We start from the raw sequence: 17,591 nt of genomic DNA, 5'->3' as shown, positions 1-17,591 counted from the left end.
GAGAAACCTAAATGCAAAAGCGGATTTCTTCGATAATTACGCCACGGCAAGCCTAAAGAAGCGCTAACAACGGCTGCTGTATATGACCGTCGCTCTGGAATCATAGTGAAAACAGTCTGGGGTGGCTGCTCAGCGGGAGAGCCATGTTCTTGACCGTGAAGACCCAGCCATAGAGGGGCGGCCCTCGTTCTGCGCCATTGTGTCGGTCAGCGTGCCGTACTTATCGATGTGAATACAGAAACGGGCCAGGCGATTGGTATCCGAGACAACAAGGCCACCCACTTACACAGCTTACCTTGAGGCGGCCATCTAACGCCGGGGAGCCTGCTCGACGAAGGGGCCTTCCTCGTTTTTCGGGCCGCCCAGCCAGACAAAGTGGCAGGATGACCAGAGTGGTGCAACGCCTTCATAGGGATATCGGCGGCTCCATGTGATGCGTGTACATGAAGTCGCGATGGTCTAGCAACGCTGGACTCAGCGCCGCGCGCAGATGGGGGTCGGTCACCGTATACATTTGTCGCAGTTCGTTCGGCAAGTCGCAGATGTGAGGAGGCAGGGGGTCCAGGAGGTTACAAAACGCCGCCCAAATGACATCAAGAACAGTGAGCTGGCCGCCGATTAAGTACCGCTGCCGTGCCAGATCCTTCTTTTCCGCCAACTGCGCCATTGCCCCCAATATTTCAATCATCCTGCTTCGCGCGCGATCTGCTACCTCCTTGCCGCGCCGGCTCGCATATTTAACTAGAATCCGCTCGCCATTTTTTTCAGGAAACGGGCTCTCCGCAGCCGTGGTCCACTGTGCCATCGTATGAAGCCGCCGATTCCACCCGAGGCCATCTTCGCCCGCCAACTCCTCGCAAAATCCAAGGACACGGATGCGCAAATCCGACTGGGCAGGAAGTAGCGGCGGCTCCGGCTCCAGGCGCTGCGCAAGGTGCAATACGGGTCCCCAGCTCAGGCGGGGCGGCTCGTCGTCATATATCGCGGCCGGGCCGGCAGTCTGGCCGGTCCATTCCTTAAGTGCGAGATTGGGCTCGCCGGCATATTGCGACACGGGAATGAACGGGATGCCTTTTATCCTGAAAACTGCTTTCGCAGCCTCCCCCCAAGGATTGAGGAAACCGCGGGTGAGAACCAGGCGCAATCCCGGCATCTGTCGGGCCTGCTCGACTTCGAGATATTTCATTCCATCCACTCCTGATGGTTGAGCTGCACGGGCTGAGGTGCAGGCGCTTGCTCCGCGCTTTTCTCCCCCCTGCATTGCACGCGCTCCGTCGGATATTCAATGGCTGTGAAAAGATGCGGGGTTAATTTCGTTCAGCCTTGCTATACGACGGATAGAGAAAAAAGATTCTCAGTCCTCGGGACTCCAAGATTAGCTCCTCGGCAGCAGCGAGGAGCCAACAGGTTTAAATTTCGGTATTCTCAGCGAGCGCAAGCGCATCTTCCACGTCAATCCCGAGATATCGCACCCTATTCTCGATCTTGCTATGGCCAAGCAGGATTTGGACGGCGCGCAGATTGCCGGCCGCCCTGTAAATGATGGACGCCTTCGTCCGGCGAAGCGAGTGAGTGCCATACTCACTTCGTATCAAGCCTGCCCCCGTCACCCATTCATCGACAAGCCGAGCCTACGGGCGGGTGCTGAGATGGCCATTGTGATCAATCCGGCTCGGAAAGACATAATCGTCTACCGTGCCGCCGCGACGTTCGAGCCACGCCAGCAAGCTGGCCCGAGCGTCGGCAATCAGTTCGAATTGAACTGGCCGACCTGTTTTCTGCTGCATCACGATTGCGCGCGTTCGGACCTGCCCCCAGCCAGCCACTCATCCAGCGCCACCTGGCTGACGGGGTCGAGCGGCGCACAGTCGAGACGAACGGCCCAATCCGCCGCCGTCGCGCTAATTTCCTCGCTCGTCTCGCGTTTCGCCATCATGTTCCCGCACACGCTGCTGCCATTTCTTCTTAGATGCGCCAGCCCCCGCATTTACGCTTCGTCCCAGCCCCGTAATCAAACGTCCAAGGCTTTTGGCGATCAATTTTTGCACGGCGTTGTCGCTTATGCCGAGCCGTTCGCCGATGTCGCGATAGGGCAGTTCATCGATCATGCGCAGGAGGAAGGCTCTACGCCAGGATTCAGGTAATTCCGATACGGCGATCGCCAGAAGATGCAATTGCTCGCGATCCGAGACTTGCACCTCCGGAGACGGCTCGTCTGCCGCGATGAGCAGCGCATCGGTTTCGTCGATCGCGCGTATGGAAATCACGCGAGCATGTCGGACATGCATCAACAGGATCGTCCGCGCGACGCTGAATAGATAGGCCCGGGGATCGAGGATCCGATCGACCGAATCCATCTGGGCGAATCGGCTGTAAGCTTCCTGCACCACGTCTTCGGGATCAAGGTCCGTGGGCAGGCGCCAGCGACTCAGGCAGGCGCGGAGAGCAGGCTCGTGGGGCAGGATGTGCCGTGCGATCCACAGCGCTCTATCATCACTGAATGGCTTCATGGTCAGTGATATAACATGCGGAAAAGAAAACGCCCAACACCGCGCCTGCCCACACTCAGCCGGATGCAAGGAACTGTTTCGGGTTGGTGTCCACTATCTGGAGAATCACCGTGCTACGGCGACTGATCCGTCGCGCCGGAGTATGAACCTTAACTGGACAGAGGCGCTCGATCACATAATCTGGGGGAAATTCAGTGCCCTCGATCAATCGGGCTGTCTAATGAGGAGCGCTGCTAAGTGCATACGCATTGTGCTCGAACGGCCGCTTCCATCATAAACAGACAGCCAGACTCCGGCGGCACCGGCTTGGTCTGGTCGGGAACTGCCGGATAGCTGTCGGTCCGCACCTGAGACGGTGGAATCGGCTCATGAACGGCAACGATGGGTCGATTTCACCCGGGGCTAACGCCGCATCGTGGGACAATCCCGACATTCCCCAGCTTGGCGGCGAAGGTCGGCTCTCGGCTGGAGCGGACGTTCATCGGCGCGCGGGTGTGAACAACCGGCACTGGTCAGCAGGCGCTTCGCAGCATTTCTCCCCGTCGAGCAGGCAGACGTTCTTCAAATGGCCAATCTGGCTGTTGGAGAATGATCACGGAGATGTCTGAAACCGAACCCGCTACGACCAAGCGTCAGGCCTGGAATGCCGGACGAACCCTCGCAATCCGCCACGAAGTCCGTGCCTGAATTCGCGCGGCAGGCGGGGATACAGATCGTGGCTCCCGGCAAAAAGCTTCGGGGCGTGACCACATCCGAGATCAGGGGCACATATGACGTTCGCGCGGCGCTAAGGCAGCTGATTGCCGGGGCGGGGCTGCGAATCGTGAAAGACGATGGCGCGACGATCACGCTTGCGCAGGCGAGCGCCGCCGCTGTTGCGCCGCGTCAATATCATGTGATGGCAATGGCAAGCAGCCAAATGCCCTCCGAGCAGGCCAGCCCAGCGCCCGCGCGGACTGACGAGGCTCCTGTCGACGACATCATCGTCACGGCGCGCAGGCGCGACGAGACGTCGATAGCGGTTCCCGTTGTGCTCACGGCGGTGGGCGCGGCCGAACTCCAGCGGCGCGGGATCAACGGCGCCGACGCGCTCGCCCAGCTGGTTCCCGGCCTGACCATTTCAGGATCTGGCGGCGGCATCCAGGGCGGCACGATCGCGTTGCGCGGCGTCGCCGGCCCCGACACCAACCCGCTGGGCGATCAGGCGGTGTCGTTCAACATCGATAGCGTGCAGATCGCGAAATCGGGTGTACGCCGCCTCGGCTTCATGGATCTCCAGCAGGTCGAGGTTCTCAAGGGACCGCAGGCGCTGTTCTTCGGCAAGAACAGCCCGGCAGGCATTATTTCGCTCCGCACCGCCGACCCGACACCCCATTTCGCGGCCAAGGCCTCGTTGGGTTATGAGTTCAACGCGCATGAGTGGCGCGGCGAAGGGTTCGTTTCGGGACCGCTGACCGATACGCTGGGCGCGCGCCTTGCGTTCTACGGCTCGGATATGCGCGGCTGGGTGAAAAGCGTGGTTCCGGCGGACAGCCCCTTTGCACCGTTCCACCGTTACGGTCTCCGCAATCGTGAATGGGCGGTGCGCGGTACATTGAAGTTCGATCCAACCAACGCGTTCAGCGCGCGCCTTAAACTTACCTATGGCAAGACCGACAGCGCATCGAACGCAAACAATGCGCAGGTGGTCAATTGCCCATTTGGGACCTCGCAGCTCGTGGGCGTAGTGAGCGATTGCAAGGCCGACACGCGCACTAACCGCACCGACAATATCGGCGCGGTTTTCACGCCCTACGAGCCAAGGTTCGGTGATGGGGAGCTGTTTAGCAAAAGTAATCAGATCCTCGCCGGGCTGGAGATGAACTATAAGCTCGGCGATGCGGTCGACCTCACCTCTGTGACCGGCTTCTATCGGAACGCGGTCGTCAATGTCGATCAGTTCGCTACCTATCCTGTCGTTCCAATCTTCAACTTCGGCAGTGTCGGCCTGCCGACGCTTGCCGCCTTCGTCCAGTTCAAGCACCGGCAGATTTCGCAGGAGCTTCGTGCGAACAGCCATTTTGACGGCCCCTTGAATTTCACGGTCGGCGGGATCTACACCGACACACGGTCATCGTCTGCCAACCACGCTTTCGGCAACGCCACCAACCCCGTCGAGGTGGCGCAATATCTGCTGACCCAGGACGGCACCGCCTATTCGGTGTTCGGCCAGGCACGGTTCGATGTTACGCCGCAACTCGAACTGTCAGCGGGTGGGCGCTATTCGCATGAAAAGAAGACGCTCCCCGTCGCGCTTGCGGATTTCACCGGTTCGCGCACGAACCCGATGCTGCCCTTTGCGCCACCTGTGGATAGGGTTTCCTTCAACAATTTCTCGCCGGAGCTGACAGCCAGCTATCGCCCGAGCGAGAGGTTGACCTTTTTCGGATCGTATAAGACCGGGTTCCTGTCGGGCGGTTTCAATGGCAGTACGGCGTCCTTTGCCGTTCCCATCAATTATGGACCACAGAAGATCAAAGGCTTCGAGGGCGGCGTGAAAGCGGCGTTGCTGGATGGCGCGCTTCGCACCAATCTCTCGGTCTTCAGCTATAAGGTCACCGGCCTTCAGATTACCGCCTTTGAGGGTACTATCGGCACGATCCGGAACGCCGGCGGCGTGCGGACCAAGGGCATCGAGTTCGACATGAACTACCGCACACCGATCGAGGGACTGACCCTGAGAGGCGCCCTCAACTATAATCACGCACGCTACACTGACTATTTCGGGCCGTGCTGGCGGGGACAATCGCAAGGACAGGGCTGTAATTTCCGCGCGACCGGCGGCGGCAACGCCCGCCCGATCCTTCCGGGCGAGAATGGCAATGTTCAGGATCTGGCTGGAAAGCGTCTCATCAACGCGCCCGACTGGGCCGGGAATGTCGGCGCAAACTACGAAACGCCGCTTGGCGATTCGCTGAAGCTTGGCCTTTCGGCCGATGTCGACTTCGCCAGCCGGTCGCCTCATGACGCCAGCCTGTTTCCGCTCCTGATCTCGCCCAAATATGCCCTCGTGGGCGCCACGGCGCGCATCGCGAATGCCGACAACAAATGGGAAGTGGCGTTGATCGGCCGCAATCTGACCGAAAAATATTATTGGGCAAGCGGACAGCAGTTGCAATTCACCGGCGGTATTTCCGGCACCACCACCGCAGGTGCACCGGCAGATGCCTATGCGGTAATCAACCGCGGCCGGGAAATCATGCTTCGTCTGACGGTTGCCTTCGGGCAATAGTCATCGGCGCTGACACTGATGTCGTACGAACCTTGGTATCCGGAAATGGATATCAAGGTCCGTGCGTGGGTGCGATGGTTTGAAAGAAAGCCAGCCTTTGAACGGAAGGAAATTGCCGCGCGCGAGAGCGGCGGTCGGTATAAAGCGGGGCGTATCCCTGTGTAGAGGTCAACGGCTTTAAGCTCGCACTGGCTAAGACGATTGAAACCGTAAACGCGGCTTGAGGGAACAAAGGGATGGATATGTCGACGCGGATTTCGATGGTGGCTCTGGTCATCGCACTTGCTGGTAGTAGCGCCACCGGGCAAACTCCGAGACTTCTGGATCAGAAGCCCGCCAGCGCCAAGACCCGCGAGGTGCTCGCGAAGCCAATACCTACGAGTGCGGAGGACCGACGCGACTTCGACTTCAGCGAGCGCGGCTTCATGGGGACCATTCCATCGGTCAAGGATGCAAATGGCCGGGTATTGCGCGACCTGACCGCTTATGACTGGGCGGCCAAGACCAAACCCGACACCGTCAATCCCAGCCTCTTGCGTGCGACCGCTCTCTCCGCACGCAGCGGCCTCTTCAAGGTGACGGACGGCGTCTACCAGGTGCGTGGCGTTGATGCCGCGAACATGACCATCGTCGAAACCGCGACCGGCTATCTGATCGTTGACCCGCTGATGTTCAAGGAAACCGCCCAGGCGGCGATGGGCCTGGTTTATGCCAAGTTGGGCCAGCGACCGGTGCGGGCTGTGATCTACACACATTCCCATGGTGATCATTACGGCGGTGTCCGGGGCGTGGTCACGGAAGCGGATGTAAAGGCTGGCAAGGTTGCGATCATAGCTCCGGACGGATTTATGCGAGAACTCATATCCGAGAGTGTCATCGCCGGTCCCGCCATGGGCCGCCGTACACAATATCACGCCGGGTCCGCGCTGAAAGAAGACCCACAGGGCCTCGTTGGCATCGGCGTGGCCCTAGGCCACCTGGAGGGCACCAGTACTTTCCTGGCTCCCACGGACACTGTGACCCGCACCGGGGAGACCCGCCGGATCGACGGCGTGGACATCGAGTTTCAGATGGTGCCGGAAAGTGAAGCGCCATCCGAATTTAACCTCTATCTGCCGAAGCAGCGCGCCCTGCTGATCGCGGAGACCGCCAGTTGCAGTCTGCACAATGTTCAGACGTTGCGCGGCGCGCGGCCTCGGGATGCTCTGCGCTGGGCGGGCTATCTGACCGAGGACCTGAACCTCTATGCCGGGCGGTCCGATGTGGTGATGATGAGCCACTGTTGGCCCAGGTTCGGACAAAGCGAGGTCAGGGATTTCCTCACCAAGCAGCGCGACACATACAAGTTCCTCCACGACCAGACCGTCCGGCGCATGAATATGGGAGAGACGCCCACCGAGATCGGCGACGAGCTTCAGCTTCCCGAAAGCCTGGCGAAGGAATGGTACAATCGCGGCTATTATGGCACGGTCAGCCACAATGCGAAGGGCATTTACGATCGCTACCTCGGCTGGTTCGACGGGGTGCCCGCCAACCTCAATCCGCTGCCGACGGTAGAAGCCGCAAAGCGCTATGTGGCACTGGCCGGTGGCCCGGAGAAAATGCTCGCCGCAGGTCAGGCCGCTGCGACCAGCGGCGATTACCGCTGGGCGGCGGAAGTCCTCCAAAAGCTGGTTTTCGCCCAGCCTACATTGGAGGCGCGCGCCGCACTGGCGGACGTTTACGAACAACTGGGATATCAGAGCGAGAGCGGTCTCTGGCGCAATTTCTACCTCTCCGCGACGAAGGAGCTTCGGGATCCCCCTAAGGCTCAGTTCCCGACGATGACAAGAATCTCGGACACGATGCTGGCCATGCCTACAGGATCCTATCTGGAAGTCCTGGCGACAAGGTTGGATCCTGCCAGGATCGGCGATGCGCCACTCAGCCTGAACATGATCGTCAAAGACAGGAGTGAACATGCGCTGATCACGCTTTCCAACCGTGTCCTGCTGGGTGAGATGGGAGCCAATAGCGATACAGCCAACGCGACCATCGAGGCGCCGTGGGCCACCATCTTGCAGCTTTTCTCCGGCGCGCGGCTGGCAAAATTGGAGACAGAGAGCGGTTTGAAAATCGCGGGCGATAAAGGCGCTGTCGAACGCCTGCGATCAGCGCTCACGACTTTCGGCAACTTTGACATCGTCACGCCCTGACGCAGACGGCCGCCTTCGATCCTGCCCGTCATGCGGATACTGGTGCATTATTGAGCGGACTTATCGCGTACCGAAGCAAGGCGACTAAGACCAAGATCGACTTTCGCCGCGTAGCAGCCTGCTGGGTTTTTTGACCTACATATGTGGGGGCGATCTGGGCTCTTACTGGGACCGGCAAATAATTTCACTCTTTCATTGCCACGATTAGAATTAAGGCCGTTTTCCACAGACGCATGTGCCGTCCTTCTCGACACGATCCTTATACCCAACGAAACCCTACCCATCCAAAGGCCGATAGGCCTGGCTTTGGGTAGCCGATGCGCCGGTGACCGTTGCACCAAGGAGGAAGGCAAAGATTATTGTTCTCACGTTTGATGTCCTCATCAGGGGACGCGGATATTTGAGCGGCTGCGCGATGAGCACGGCTTCACCGGCGGTATTACGATTGTTCGTGATTATGTGGCGGGCGCCAAGCTGCGCAGCCGGGACGGTTTCATCCCGCTGAGCCACAAGCCGGGGCACCCGCAGGTGGACTTTGGCGAGGCAGACGGGATCATCGGCGGCAAGCTGACGCGGTTCTGGTCATTGGCGGACCAGAGGTCTTTCAGTTCGTTCGTGTACAGGTCTTCGAGGCTTTCGGGTGTGGACATAATCGATCTTTCAGAATGGGAATAAGTTCTTGGGGAGCGGACGAGCTCTGACGATCACTGGTTGGTGACCGAGAAAAGCTCCATGACCGCTCTCGATGAGTTCAGCGGAACGTCGCGGCAGACTTTTCGCTGGTCGAGCTATGGCCACCGTTGCGGGCCAAAATGCTGCGGACGGTCCCAGTGTCGAAGCCGCCGTCTTGCGCGTCGACGGATACGAAGACAGCACCGCTTTTCATCCGGTCGTTATAATAGCCAGCATCTTCCTTGCTGACGCCGTGCTTTGTCAGTGTCTCGTTCAACGTACCAACCGCGGCGCCAGCTAACGCCCCAATCGCTACTGCTTCCGGAACCGCAGCAGCGGCGATCGCGCCAGCCGCTACCAGCGGACCGACGCCTGGAATGGCAAGCGCCGCGACGCCCAAGCCCGCGCCCAGCGCACCGCCTCCCAAGATGCCGCGCAGGACGTTGCGGTGACTTTCATCGGTTATTTCGCCATCGCCGTTCGTCGTGGTCGTCGTGCCGTCGTGATGAGCTATGATCGAGAGGTTGGCATCATTGATGCCTGCGGTCCGCAGTTCGGTGATCGCGCTCTGGGCTTCCGACTGGGTATCGAACAGCGCCGATATGATTGTGTCGCTCATTATTCTCTCCTGAATTTTTCGTTTGGCCAGAACCGACTGCTTAGCCACCAGCCTTCGGCACGGTTAGCTGCGCAGTATCGTGATAATGTACTGGCACGACACGATAACCGAACTGGGACTTTTTAGTTCATCTCAACCCGCTCTCATAAAATAAATCAGGAGGTTGATTTGACCAATATCGGCCAATTTTAGCCAATCGACTGATACAGGTTATGACGATTGCAGGCGACGTGCCTCATCTTCTCCCCGATTTTTTATGAATCTCGAAACTTAAAGAACGAAATTCATCCACCGCACCTTGGTGCCCCGTTTCAAATTTCGTGGTCCCGGCAACCCTTATCCAATCCAATGGTTGAGGGGCCGCATAAAGAGGAACCGTTGATGACGCACAAACCGGCAATACCCGCAGCCAGACGCTGCCTTACCCTGCCCATCCGGCGCCGCGCGTCGAGCATGTGGATGTCGCTGCGCACGACGATGAAACATGTCCGTCTTCAGACAAGGCCCCGGCCCATCGCGCCGGCATGATTGGCGCCGCGGTCGGGATCGGTTCTGCGGCGATCGTCGCTGCTTTGCTGTACGCGCGCAGCAGAAAGGGTTGAGGTTAGCATACAGCTCGGCAGCTACATCTCCGCCTGCGGCCACACCATTTGCAGCGTTCCTTCACAAGCGCCGCAAAACTTTGCGAACCATGATGCCCATTACGGACGAGCAGCTGTCAGGAGCGAACATCACCGAGGAGCACATGGTGGTGGCAGCAAGCGACCGGGTCCATGCCAGTTCCAGATACCTATAAGAGTCCAGCAGCCTGACTTTTTAAAATAGCTGGATCGGCTCAGGCCTTTGATCGAGATACTCTGAGGACGCGATGTTTTTTCTCTTTTCAAACCGATTGGGATGCGCCGGGTCCGTGCTGATATCGGCGATTGTCACGATGCTGCTGTTTTACGTCCTTGGCTGGCTGTGACGATGCGGAAACTGTTCCTGGCGGCGCTGCCGCTTTTGTCCGTCGTTCAAGCCTGCGGGATAGAGAGGTCGGCAGAACATGGCCCGGCCATTTCGGAAGAAGATCGGGCCTATGGGAAAGAGGCGCATCCTCAGTTGCTGGCAGAGTTCGGCGGAGACTATCGTTCCAAGCAATCAGCCTATGTCCGCACTATAGGCGAGCGCGTCGCATCGGCAGCCGGGCTGGGAGGGCAATGCACCTTCACGCTCGTCAACAGCGACGTCGTGAACGCGTTCGCGGTCCCCGGCTGCTACATCTATGTCACGCGCGGTCTTGCCGCGATCGTGACCAGCGAGGCCGAGCTGGCCTCGGTGCTCGGACATGAGGTCGGCCATATCGTTGGTCGCCATGCGCAGAAGCAGGAACGCCGCTCCTTATGGCGTACGTTGGGCGTCATCGCCGTGAGCCTGGCCGGCTCGGAGCGGCTCACCAGGCTGACGAGCCAAGCGGTCCAGTATTTTGGTCTGCGCTATTCGCGGACACAGGAATATGAAGCCGACGATCTGGGTGTCGGCTATCTCGAGCGCGCTGGATATGATGTCTACGCGGCGGCGGACATGCTGGCGGCTCTTCAACGGCAGGATGATTTCATGACGGCCACGCGCGGCCGCGACCAGGCGCGCAGCGTGCCGGAGTGGGCGCTTAGCCATCCGCTTACGAAGCATCGTATCGATCGCGCATATGAGAGCGCACAACAGACTGGGCTCAAGGATGATGCGCTTCCGGAAAACTCGGAGCGTTATCTCGCCGAGGTAGACGGCTTGCTATACGGCGATGACCCTGAGCAAGGCTTTGTGACGGGACGACGGTTTGCGCATCCGGTCATGCAGATATCTTTTGAAGCGCCCGCGGGCTTTGCCCTGACCAACAGCCCCCGGGCAATCGGGATTCATGGACCAGGCGGTATTTCTGGAGAATTTGGCGGTGGCGAGATCGGGGAAGGCGGTCTGAAGGGATATGCCCAAGCCCTAACGGCCGAGGTGGTCGGCGGGGCCTCTGCGCAAGTGACAAGCGCGGCTGTCACGACGATCAATGGCCTGCCAGCAGTCCTGACTCGCATCCAGTTGAAGGTTCGCGATGGAAGCATACCGATCGACATCGCCGCTTATGATGGAGGCTCGGGACGGGCATATCATTTTGTCATTGCCTCGCCCCCGGCGGACACCAAGGCTTCCACAGTGCCCGCTTTGTTTGCGTCTTTCCGCCGGCTGTCGCAGCAGGAGATCGCCTCATTGCGGCCTCGCTTTGTCAGAACCGTTAAGGTGTCGGCGGCTGATACGTCCGAGGCCTTGATCCGTCGGGTTGCCGACCCGGCACCGCGGGCGCTCTTTGAGCTACTCAATGGTCGCGGGGCCGACCGTCCCGTTCATCCGGGTGAGATGGTAAAAATCGTAACCTATTTGAGTCGAGAGTGAGGCGCGCTCAGCTGCAACGAATGGGTGGGCAATTGCCTCCGGATTCCCACCGCGCCGTTGCTCGCGTGGCCTGCTGTCGACCGAGGCTGTGTGGAAACGCTGCAAATGTGGTATGATGATCCAACGTTTTGGGGGATCATATGGGTCGCTTCATTTCTGGTGCTGATCGCAAGCAAACCCCGCTATTTCCGCCCTGTGTAGATGACTGGATTGGGGAAGATAATCCGGTCCGCGTGATCGATGCATTTGTCGATGCACTAGATCTTTTGGCGCTTGGATTTGAAGGCGTGGAGCCTGCATCAACGGGTCGCCCTTCCTATCATCCGTCGGTGCTGCTCAAGCTCTACATCTACGAATATTTGAACCGCGTGCAGTCGAGCCGTCGCCTGGAGCGCGAAGCCGATCGCAATGTCGAGCTCATGTGGCTGGTGGGTCGGCTTGTTCCAGATCACAAGACGATTGCGGATTTCCGTCGCGACAATGGCGGAGCGATGCGCGACGTCAGCAGAGCGGCATGGACGATCTCTTCGCCACTCCCAGCGCTATAAACCCCGGAGAGCGCAGCGCGCTAGAGATCAGCAACGGATTGACTGCCGGACGAGAGAAGGTCCTAGAATTGCTCGGTCAAAAGCCCGAAGGCTTGCAATGGGAGACCCTATGGCCCGCGATCCTCGATGCCTGCGTGGTCACATATAACCAGATTGGGGATTGTGTCCGCAAGCTGCGCGAAACGGCCCAAATTGAAGTTCCGGACTGGACCAGCTCGGCGATCAAGCGACCGCGGGACGATTACATAATACTGCCTGCACGTTGAGCGTCAGCTTTCTGTGCTTCTGATCCGAAAGCCGACCATCGGAAATGTACCAAAACAGGCCGCTGCTATTCACGGCGAACGGTTATGCGGGTCGAGCGAAGGGAAGCGAGCTTGGGAAGGGGTGTTGCGCCGGGCCGCACGCCGCTGACCCTCGAAACGCGTCGAGGACGGAAATAAAGGAACTGCGGCATAGAGTGCGCACGGGCAGGCAGATTAGCGCAGCCACCAAACGCCGGTCAGCCTGGGCGGAGGATGAACGAAAAGCAGCGGCCACGAGTGGAATCACCCATGGCCGTCAAGCCAGTCAGGCCCAGCCTAGCAAAAAGGCAATGTTACCCCAGCGTTACCCCGCTAAAGGTCTGGATTTTGCCCATACGGGCTAAGACATTGTAATTGCTGGCTATCTGGAGCGGGCGAAGGGATTCGAACCCTCGACCCCAACCTTGGCAAGGTTGTGCTCTACCCCTGAGCTACGCCCGCTCTGGCGGCCGGGAGGAAGTCCTCTCGGCGGGTGAGGCGTGGCACCTAGCAGCGGTTATTTGGTTGGGCAAGGGGAGAATCGTCGCCGGACGAAATTAGCGGTTGGGAGTCAGACTGTCCCTGTTTCGGACGAGAGCGGCAGTATATTGTTTGACAAAAGCCGGCGTAGTCCGCCTGTCAGTTGCGTTTAGCAATCATTTCACCGACCGTGGGATCAAATACCGGCGCGCTTCGTATGGCATGTTGGTCAGGAGACATGTTCATGACATCCGAAAATATCAGCCGGCGCGGCCTTTTGCATGGAAGCGCGGCGCTCGTGGCTGCCGTACCGGCGTTTGGCGTTGTGCAGGCTGGCGTGGCGCCAGGCCATAAAGCGAGCGAAAGGACGAGCATGGCCTCGGTTGGAATGACGATCAACGGGCAGGATGTGCATCTTCAACTCGATCCGCGGACGACGCTGCTCGATGCGCTGCGCGAACATCTGCACCTGACCGGCACGAAAAAGGGATGCGATCATGGTCAGTGCGGCGCATGCACGGTGATCGTCGAGGGACGGCGCATCAACAGCTGCCTGACGCTGGCGGTGATGCACGAAGGCGAGGAAGTGACGACGATCGAGGGGTTGGGTACACCGGACAAGCTGCATCCGATGCAGAAGGCCTTCATCGTCCATGACGGCTATCAATGCGGCTATTGTACGCCGGGGCAGATCTGTTCGGCAGTAGCGGTGCTGGACGAGATCGAGGCCGGTATTCCGAGCCATGTGACCGACGACCTTGATCATGTCGCCTTTTCCGACGTCGAGCTGCGCGAGCGGATGAGCGGCAATATCTGCCGCTGCGCCGCCTATCCCAATATCATTGCGGCGATCCGTGACGCCAGCGGCCACGGCGCGGCGGAGGACAAGGCATGAGGCCCTTTACCTATGAGCGCGCGACCAGCGTGGATGGAGCGGCAAAGGCGGCGGCTGCGGTGCAGGGTGCGCGCTTCATCGCCGGCGGCACCAACCTGCTGGACCTGATGAAATTGCAGATAGAGACGCCCGCGCATCTGATCGACGTGAATCATCTGGGGCTGGACCGGATCGAGCCGACGCCGGAGGGCGGCCTGCGCATCGGCGCGCATGCGCGCAACACCGATCTGGCCACCGACAAGGCGGTGCGGCGCGACTATGCGGTGCTGAGCCGCGCGCTGCTGGCCGGCGCATCGGGGCAGTTGCGCAACAAGGCGACGACGGCGGGCAATCTGCTCCAGCGCACCCGCTGTCCCTATTTTTACGACACGCGCATGCCGTGCAACAAGCGCAAGCCGGGCAGCGGGTGCGGCGCGATCAAAGGCGCGAGCCGGAGCCTTGGCATCATCGGCGTCAGCGACGCCTGTATCGCGCATCATCCGTCCGACATGGCGGTGGCGATGCGCCTGCTCGACGCCACGGTCGATACCGTCGCGGCGAGTGGCGCGCGGCGTTCGATCCCGATCGCCGACTTTCATCGCCTGCCGGGCGAAACGCCGCATATCGAGACGGCGCTGACACCCGGCGAGATCATAACCTCGGTCACTTTGCCCAGGCCGCTGGGTGGACGGCACATTTATCGCAAGGTGCGCGATCGCGCATCCTACGCCTTTGCGCTGGTGTCGGTCGCGGCGGTGTTCGGCAAGGACGGGTCGGCGCGCTTCGCGTTCGGCGGCGTTGCGCCCAAGCCGTGGCGCGTGGCCGAGGCCGATGCGGCGGCGGGCGCGGGCGCAGGCGCGGTGGCGGAAGCAGTGCTGGCAGGCGCGCGATCGACGGCGCAGAATGATTTCAAGAAAGGGCTGACGGCGCGCACCCTCGCTTCGGTCTTTCGCCAGACGGAGGGCCGGCCATGAAGTTCGATTCGCCCGCCACGACAAGTCCCATCGATCGCGGACGCGTCATCGGCAAGCCGCTCGACCGGATCGACGGCCCCGCCAAGGTCACGGGCACCGCGCCCTATGCCTTTGAACGGCACGATGTCGCACCCAACGCCGCCTATGGCTGGATCGTCGGCGCGGCCATCGCCAAGGGCAGCATCACTTCCATCGACTCTGGCGCTGCCGAAGCCGCGCCGGGCGTGCTGGCCGTCGTCACCCACCGCAATGCCGGACCGCTCGCCAAGGGCAATATGAATACCGCGCATCTGCTGGGCGGCCCCGGCATCGAACATTATGATCAGGCGGTGGCGCTGGTCGTCGCCGATACGCTGGAACAGGCGCGCGATGCCGCAAAGCTGGTGCAGGTGGACTATGCGCCGGTAAAGGGCCGCTTCGATCTGGCGGCCGAGCGGGATATGGCGATCAAGGCGCCCGACGGTTTCGGCGGAGCGGCGGATACAGCGGTCGGGGACTTTGCGGGCGCTTTTGCCCGCGCGGCTGTGAAGATCGATCAAAGTTACACCACGCCCGATCACAGCCATGCGATGATGGAGCCGCATGCGACCACCGCCGCCTGGAACAATGGCAAGCTGACGCTGTGGACATCCAACCAGATGGTTGCGTTGACGCTCAAGGACGTCGCAAAGACGCTGGGCATGAAGCCCGAGGATATCAGGCTGGTCTCGCCCTATGTCGGCGGCGGATTTGGCGCGAAGCTGTGGCTGCGCGCCGATGCGCTGCTGGCGGCGCTGGGCGCGCGCGCCGTGGGACGGCCGGTGAAGGTCGCGATCGCGCGGCCGCAAATCCCCAATAATACGACGCATCGGCCGGCGACGATCCAGCGCATCCGCATCGGCGCGGGCAAGGACGGCGTGATCGACGCGATCGGGCATGAGACATGGTCGGGCGATCTGCCCGACGGCGGCGCGGAAATGGCGTCGCAGCAGACCCGCCTGCTCTATCGGGGCGACAACCGCATGACCGCGCACCGGCTGGCGACGCTCGACCTGCCCGAAGGCAATTCGATGCGCGCGCCGGGCGAGGCGGTGGGCCTGCTGGCGCTCGAAGTGGCGATGGACGAACTGGCCGAAGCCTGCAATCTCGATCCGGTCGAGCTGCGCATCCGCAACGATGTGCAATATGATCCCGAAGCCGGGCCGCAGCGCCCCTATTCCAGCCGCAAGCTGGTCGAATGTCTGCGACACGGCGCGGACCGTTTCGGCTGGTCGCGCCGCCAGGCGAGGCCGGGGCATATGCGCGACGGGCGATGGCTGGTCGGCATGGGCGTGGCATCCGCCTTTCGCGGCGCGCTGACGACGGATTCGGCCGCGCGGGTCGGGGTGGATGGCATGGGCCGCGTGATCGTGGAAACCGACATGACCGATATCGGCACCGGCAGCTATACGATCCTTGGCCAGACGGCGGCGGAGATGATGGGGGTCGATCTGGCGGCCGTCACGGTGCGGCTGGGCGACAGCAAATTTCCGGTTTCGGCAGGGTCCGGCGGGCAGTGGGGGGCGGCAAGCTCGACGGCGGGCGTCTATGCCGCCTGTCTCGCGCTGCGCCGGTCGCTTGCCGAAAAGGCAGGTTTTCCCGTCGATCAAGCGACGTTCGAGGACGGGCTGGTGCGCTTCGGCAACCAGTCGCAGCCGCTGGGCAAGCTGGCGGGACGCGACGGGCTGTGGGCGGAGGAAAAGGCGGAGTTCGGCGATCTGGCGAAACGCTATGCGCAGGCGACGTTCGGCGCGCATTTCTGCGAAGTGGGCGTCGATGCCGACACCGCCGAAATCCGCATCCGGCGGATGAGCGGCGTCTTTTCGGCGGGGCGAATCCTCAACCCCAAATCGGCGCGCAGCCAGGTGATCGGCGCGATGACCATGGGTGTGGGCGCGGCGTTGATGGAGGAACTGACGGTCGACACGCGCTTTGGCTTTTTCGTCAATCACGACATGGCGGAATATCTGGTGCCGGTACATGCCGATATTCCCGCGCAGGATGTGATCTTCCTCGACGAACTGGACGACAAGGCGTCGCCGCTCAAGGCCAAGGGCGTGGGCGAACTTGGCATTTGCGGTGCGGGCGCGGCGGTGGCGAACGCTATTTATAATGCGACCGGCATCCGCCTGCGCGATTATCCGCTGACGATCGACAAGCTGCTGGAACGGGCGAAGGGATCAGCCCTTTTTCAAGGGTAGTCGATCGCCATCACCTCATATTCCTTCTCGCCCGCCGGCAACGCCACTCGGCGCAGATCGCCCACCGCCGCGCCGCGCAGGGCGCGGGCGATGGGCGATCCCCAGCCGATACGCCCGGCATCGACATCGGTTTCGTCATTGCCGACGATGGTCACGGTGCGATGATTGTCATCCTCGTCCGCGATCGTGACGGTCGCGCCGAAATAGACGCGGCTGCGGTCGGCCTGCTCGCGCGGATCGATGACCTTGGCGTCCTTCATCTTCTTCGACAGGCGGCGCAACTGGCCGTCAATCTCGCGCATTCGCTTGCGGCCGTAGAGATAATCGCCATTTTCGCTGCGGTCGCCATTGCCCGCCGCCCAACTAACGACCTCGACGATGGCGGGGCGTTCGACCCCGAGAAGCTGGTCATATTCGGCGCGCAGCTTCGCGAAGCCTTCGGGGGAGATGTAATTGGGGTAAGGGGTTGTCATTGCCTTCCCCCTAATCCGGTTTGATATCCTCGTCATCCCGGATCAAATCCG

Annotated in this window: 12 protein-coding genes, 1 tRNA gene and 3 pseudogenes; 10 read left to right on the top strand and 6 right to left on the bottom strand. The window is 60.8% G+C overall.

Annotation, left to right across the window (positions count from 1 at the left end):
- Positions 1-406: 406 nt before the first annotated feature.
- The 3 genes and pseudogenes from WG907_RS00615 to WG907_RS00605 all read right to left on the bottom strand — a co-directional run bounded on the left by WG907_RS00615 (position 407) and on the right by WG907_RS00605 (position 2,579).
- On the bottom strand, positions 407-1,186 hold the full coding sequence (locus tag WG907_RS00615) for a glutathione S-transferase family protein (RefSeq protein WP_340230597.1): 780 nt from the start codon (positions 1,184-1,186) through the stop codon (positions 407-409).
- A gap of 223 nt (positions 1,187-1,409) precedes the next feature.
- Positions 1,410-1,814: pseudogene (locus tag WG907_RS00610) on the bottom strand (tyrosine-type recombinase/integrase); the annotation flags it as partial.
- Between the two features lie 87 nt (positions 1,815-1,901).
- Positions 1,902-2,579: an RNA polymerase sigma factor gene (locus WG907_RS00605; RefSeq protein WP_340230596.1), complete on the bottom strand. Its 678-nt coding sequence runs from the start codon at positions 2,577-2,579 to the stop codon at positions 1,902-1,904.
- 299 nt (positions 2,580-2,878) lie between these two features.
- Here WG907_RS00605 and WG907_RS00600 point away from each other — a divergent pair, with 299 nt between their 5' ends.
- The 4 genes and pseudogenes from WG907_RS00600 to WG907_RS00585 all read left to right on the top strand — a co-directional run.
- Complete coding sequence (locus tag WG907_RS00600; protein WP_340230595.1) at positions 2,879-3,118, top strand: hypothetical protein; 240 nt, start codon at positions 2,879-2,881, stop codon at positions 3,116-3,118.
- 35 nt (positions 3,119-3,153) lie between these two features.
- Positions 3,154-5,781, top strand: coding sequence for a TonB-dependent receptor (locus WG907_RS00595; RefSeq protein WP_340230594.1), 2,628 nt, complete (start codon positions 3,154-3,156; stop codon positions 5,779-5,781).
- A 242-nt stretch (positions 5,782-6,023) separates the two neighbouring features.
- On the top strand, positions 6,024-7,976 hold the full coding sequence (locus tag WG907_RS00590; RefSeq protein WP_340230592.1) for an alkyl/aryl-sulfatase: 1,953 nt from the start codon (positions 6,024-6,026) through the stop codon (positions 7,974-7,976).
- A gap of 381 nt (positions 7,977-8,357) precedes the next feature.
- Positions 8,358-8,552: pseudogene (locus tag WG907_RS00585) on the top strand (IS21 family transposase); the annotation flags it as partial.
- Positions 8,553-8,727: 175 nt separating this feature from the next.
- Here the strand turns inward: WG907_RS00585 and WG907_RS00580 are convergent.
- Positions 8,728-9,267: a general stress protein gene (locus tag WG907_RS00580; RefSeq protein ID WP_340230591.1), complete on the bottom strand. Its 540-nt coding sequence runs from the start codon at positions 9,265-9,267 to the stop codon at positions 8,728-8,730.
- A 969-nt stretch (positions 9,268-10,236) separates the two neighbouring features.
- On the opposite strand from WG907_RS00580, the gene WG907_RS00575 reads away from it, so the two are divergent.
- The 3 genes and pseudogenes from WG907_RS00575 to WG907_RS00565 all read left to right on the top strand — a co-directional run bounded on the left by WG907_RS00575 (position 10,237) and on the right by WG907_RS00565 (position 12,502).
- A complete protein-coding gene (locus tag WG907_RS00575) occupies positions 10,237-11,688 on the top strand; it encodes a M48 family metalloprotease (RefSeq protein ID WP_340230590.1) in 1,452 nt (483 codons plus the stop codon).
- A 140-nt stretch (positions 11,689-11,828) separates the two neighbouring features.
- Positions 11,829-12,197: pseudogene (locus WG907_RS00570) on the top strand (transposase); the annotation flags it as partial.
- A gap of 5 nt (positions 12,198-12,202) precedes the next feature.
- Entirely contained in the window at positions 12,203-12,502 is a 300-nt protein-coding gene (locus tag WG907_RS00565) for a hypothetical protein (protein WP_340230589.1), read from the top strand.
- A 405-nt stretch (positions 12,503-12,907) separates the two neighbouring features.
- On the opposite strand, the gene WG907_RS00560 is transcribed toward WG907_RS00565, so the two are convergent.
- Positions 12,908-12,982, bottom strand: a tRNA-Gly gene (locus WG907_RS00560).
- A gap of 262 nt (positions 12,983-13,244) precedes the next feature.
- Here WG907_RS00560 and paoA point away from each other — a divergent pair.
- Genes paoA through paoC form a run of 3 tightly spaced genes read left to right on the top strand, consistent with a single transcriptional unit; the run spans position 13,245 to position 17,067 of the window.
- Positions 13,245-13,895, top strand: coding sequence for an aldehyde dehydrogenase iron-sulfur subunit PaoA (gene paoA, locus WG907_RS00555; protein WP_340230587.1), 651 nt, complete (start codon positions 13,245-13,247; stop codon positions 13,893-13,895).
- Positions 13,892-14,848 (top strand): FAD binding domain-containing protein, encoded by a 957-nt coding sequence (locus tag WG907_RS00550; RefSeq protein WP_340230585.1) that lies wholly within the window; start codon positions 13,892-13,894, stop codon positions 14,846-14,848. Before paoA ends, WG907_RS00550 begins: the two co-directional genes overlap by 4 nt.
- Positions 14,845-17,067, top strand: a complete 2,223-nt coding sequence (paoC, locus tag WG907_RS00545; RefSeq protein WP_340230584.1) for an aldehyde oxidoreductase molybdenum-binding subunit PaoC — start codon at positions 14,845-14,847, stop codon at positions 17,065-17,067. Before WG907_RS00550 ends, paoC begins: the two co-directional genes overlap by 4 nt.
- On the opposite strand, the gene greB is transcribed toward paoC, so the two are convergent.
- Positions 17,058-17,540, bottom strand: a complete 483-nt coding sequence (gene greB / locus WG907_RS00540) for a transcription elongation factor GreB (protein ID WP_340230583.1) — start codon at positions 17,538-17,540, stop codon at positions 17,058-17,060. The two genes, paoC and greB, sit on opposite strands and share 10 nt — an antisense overlap.
- Between the last annotated feature and the right edge of the window lie 51 nt (positions 17,541-17,591).

Source organism: Sphingobium fluminis, assembly GCF_037723805.1.
Classification (GTDB): domain Bacteria; phylum Pseudomonadota; class Alphaproteobacteria; order Sphingomonadales; family Sphingomonadaceae; genus Sphingobium.
The sequence above is the reverse complement of the archived record's forward strand: the minus strand, read 5'-3'. Positions and strand labels throughout refer to the sequence as shown.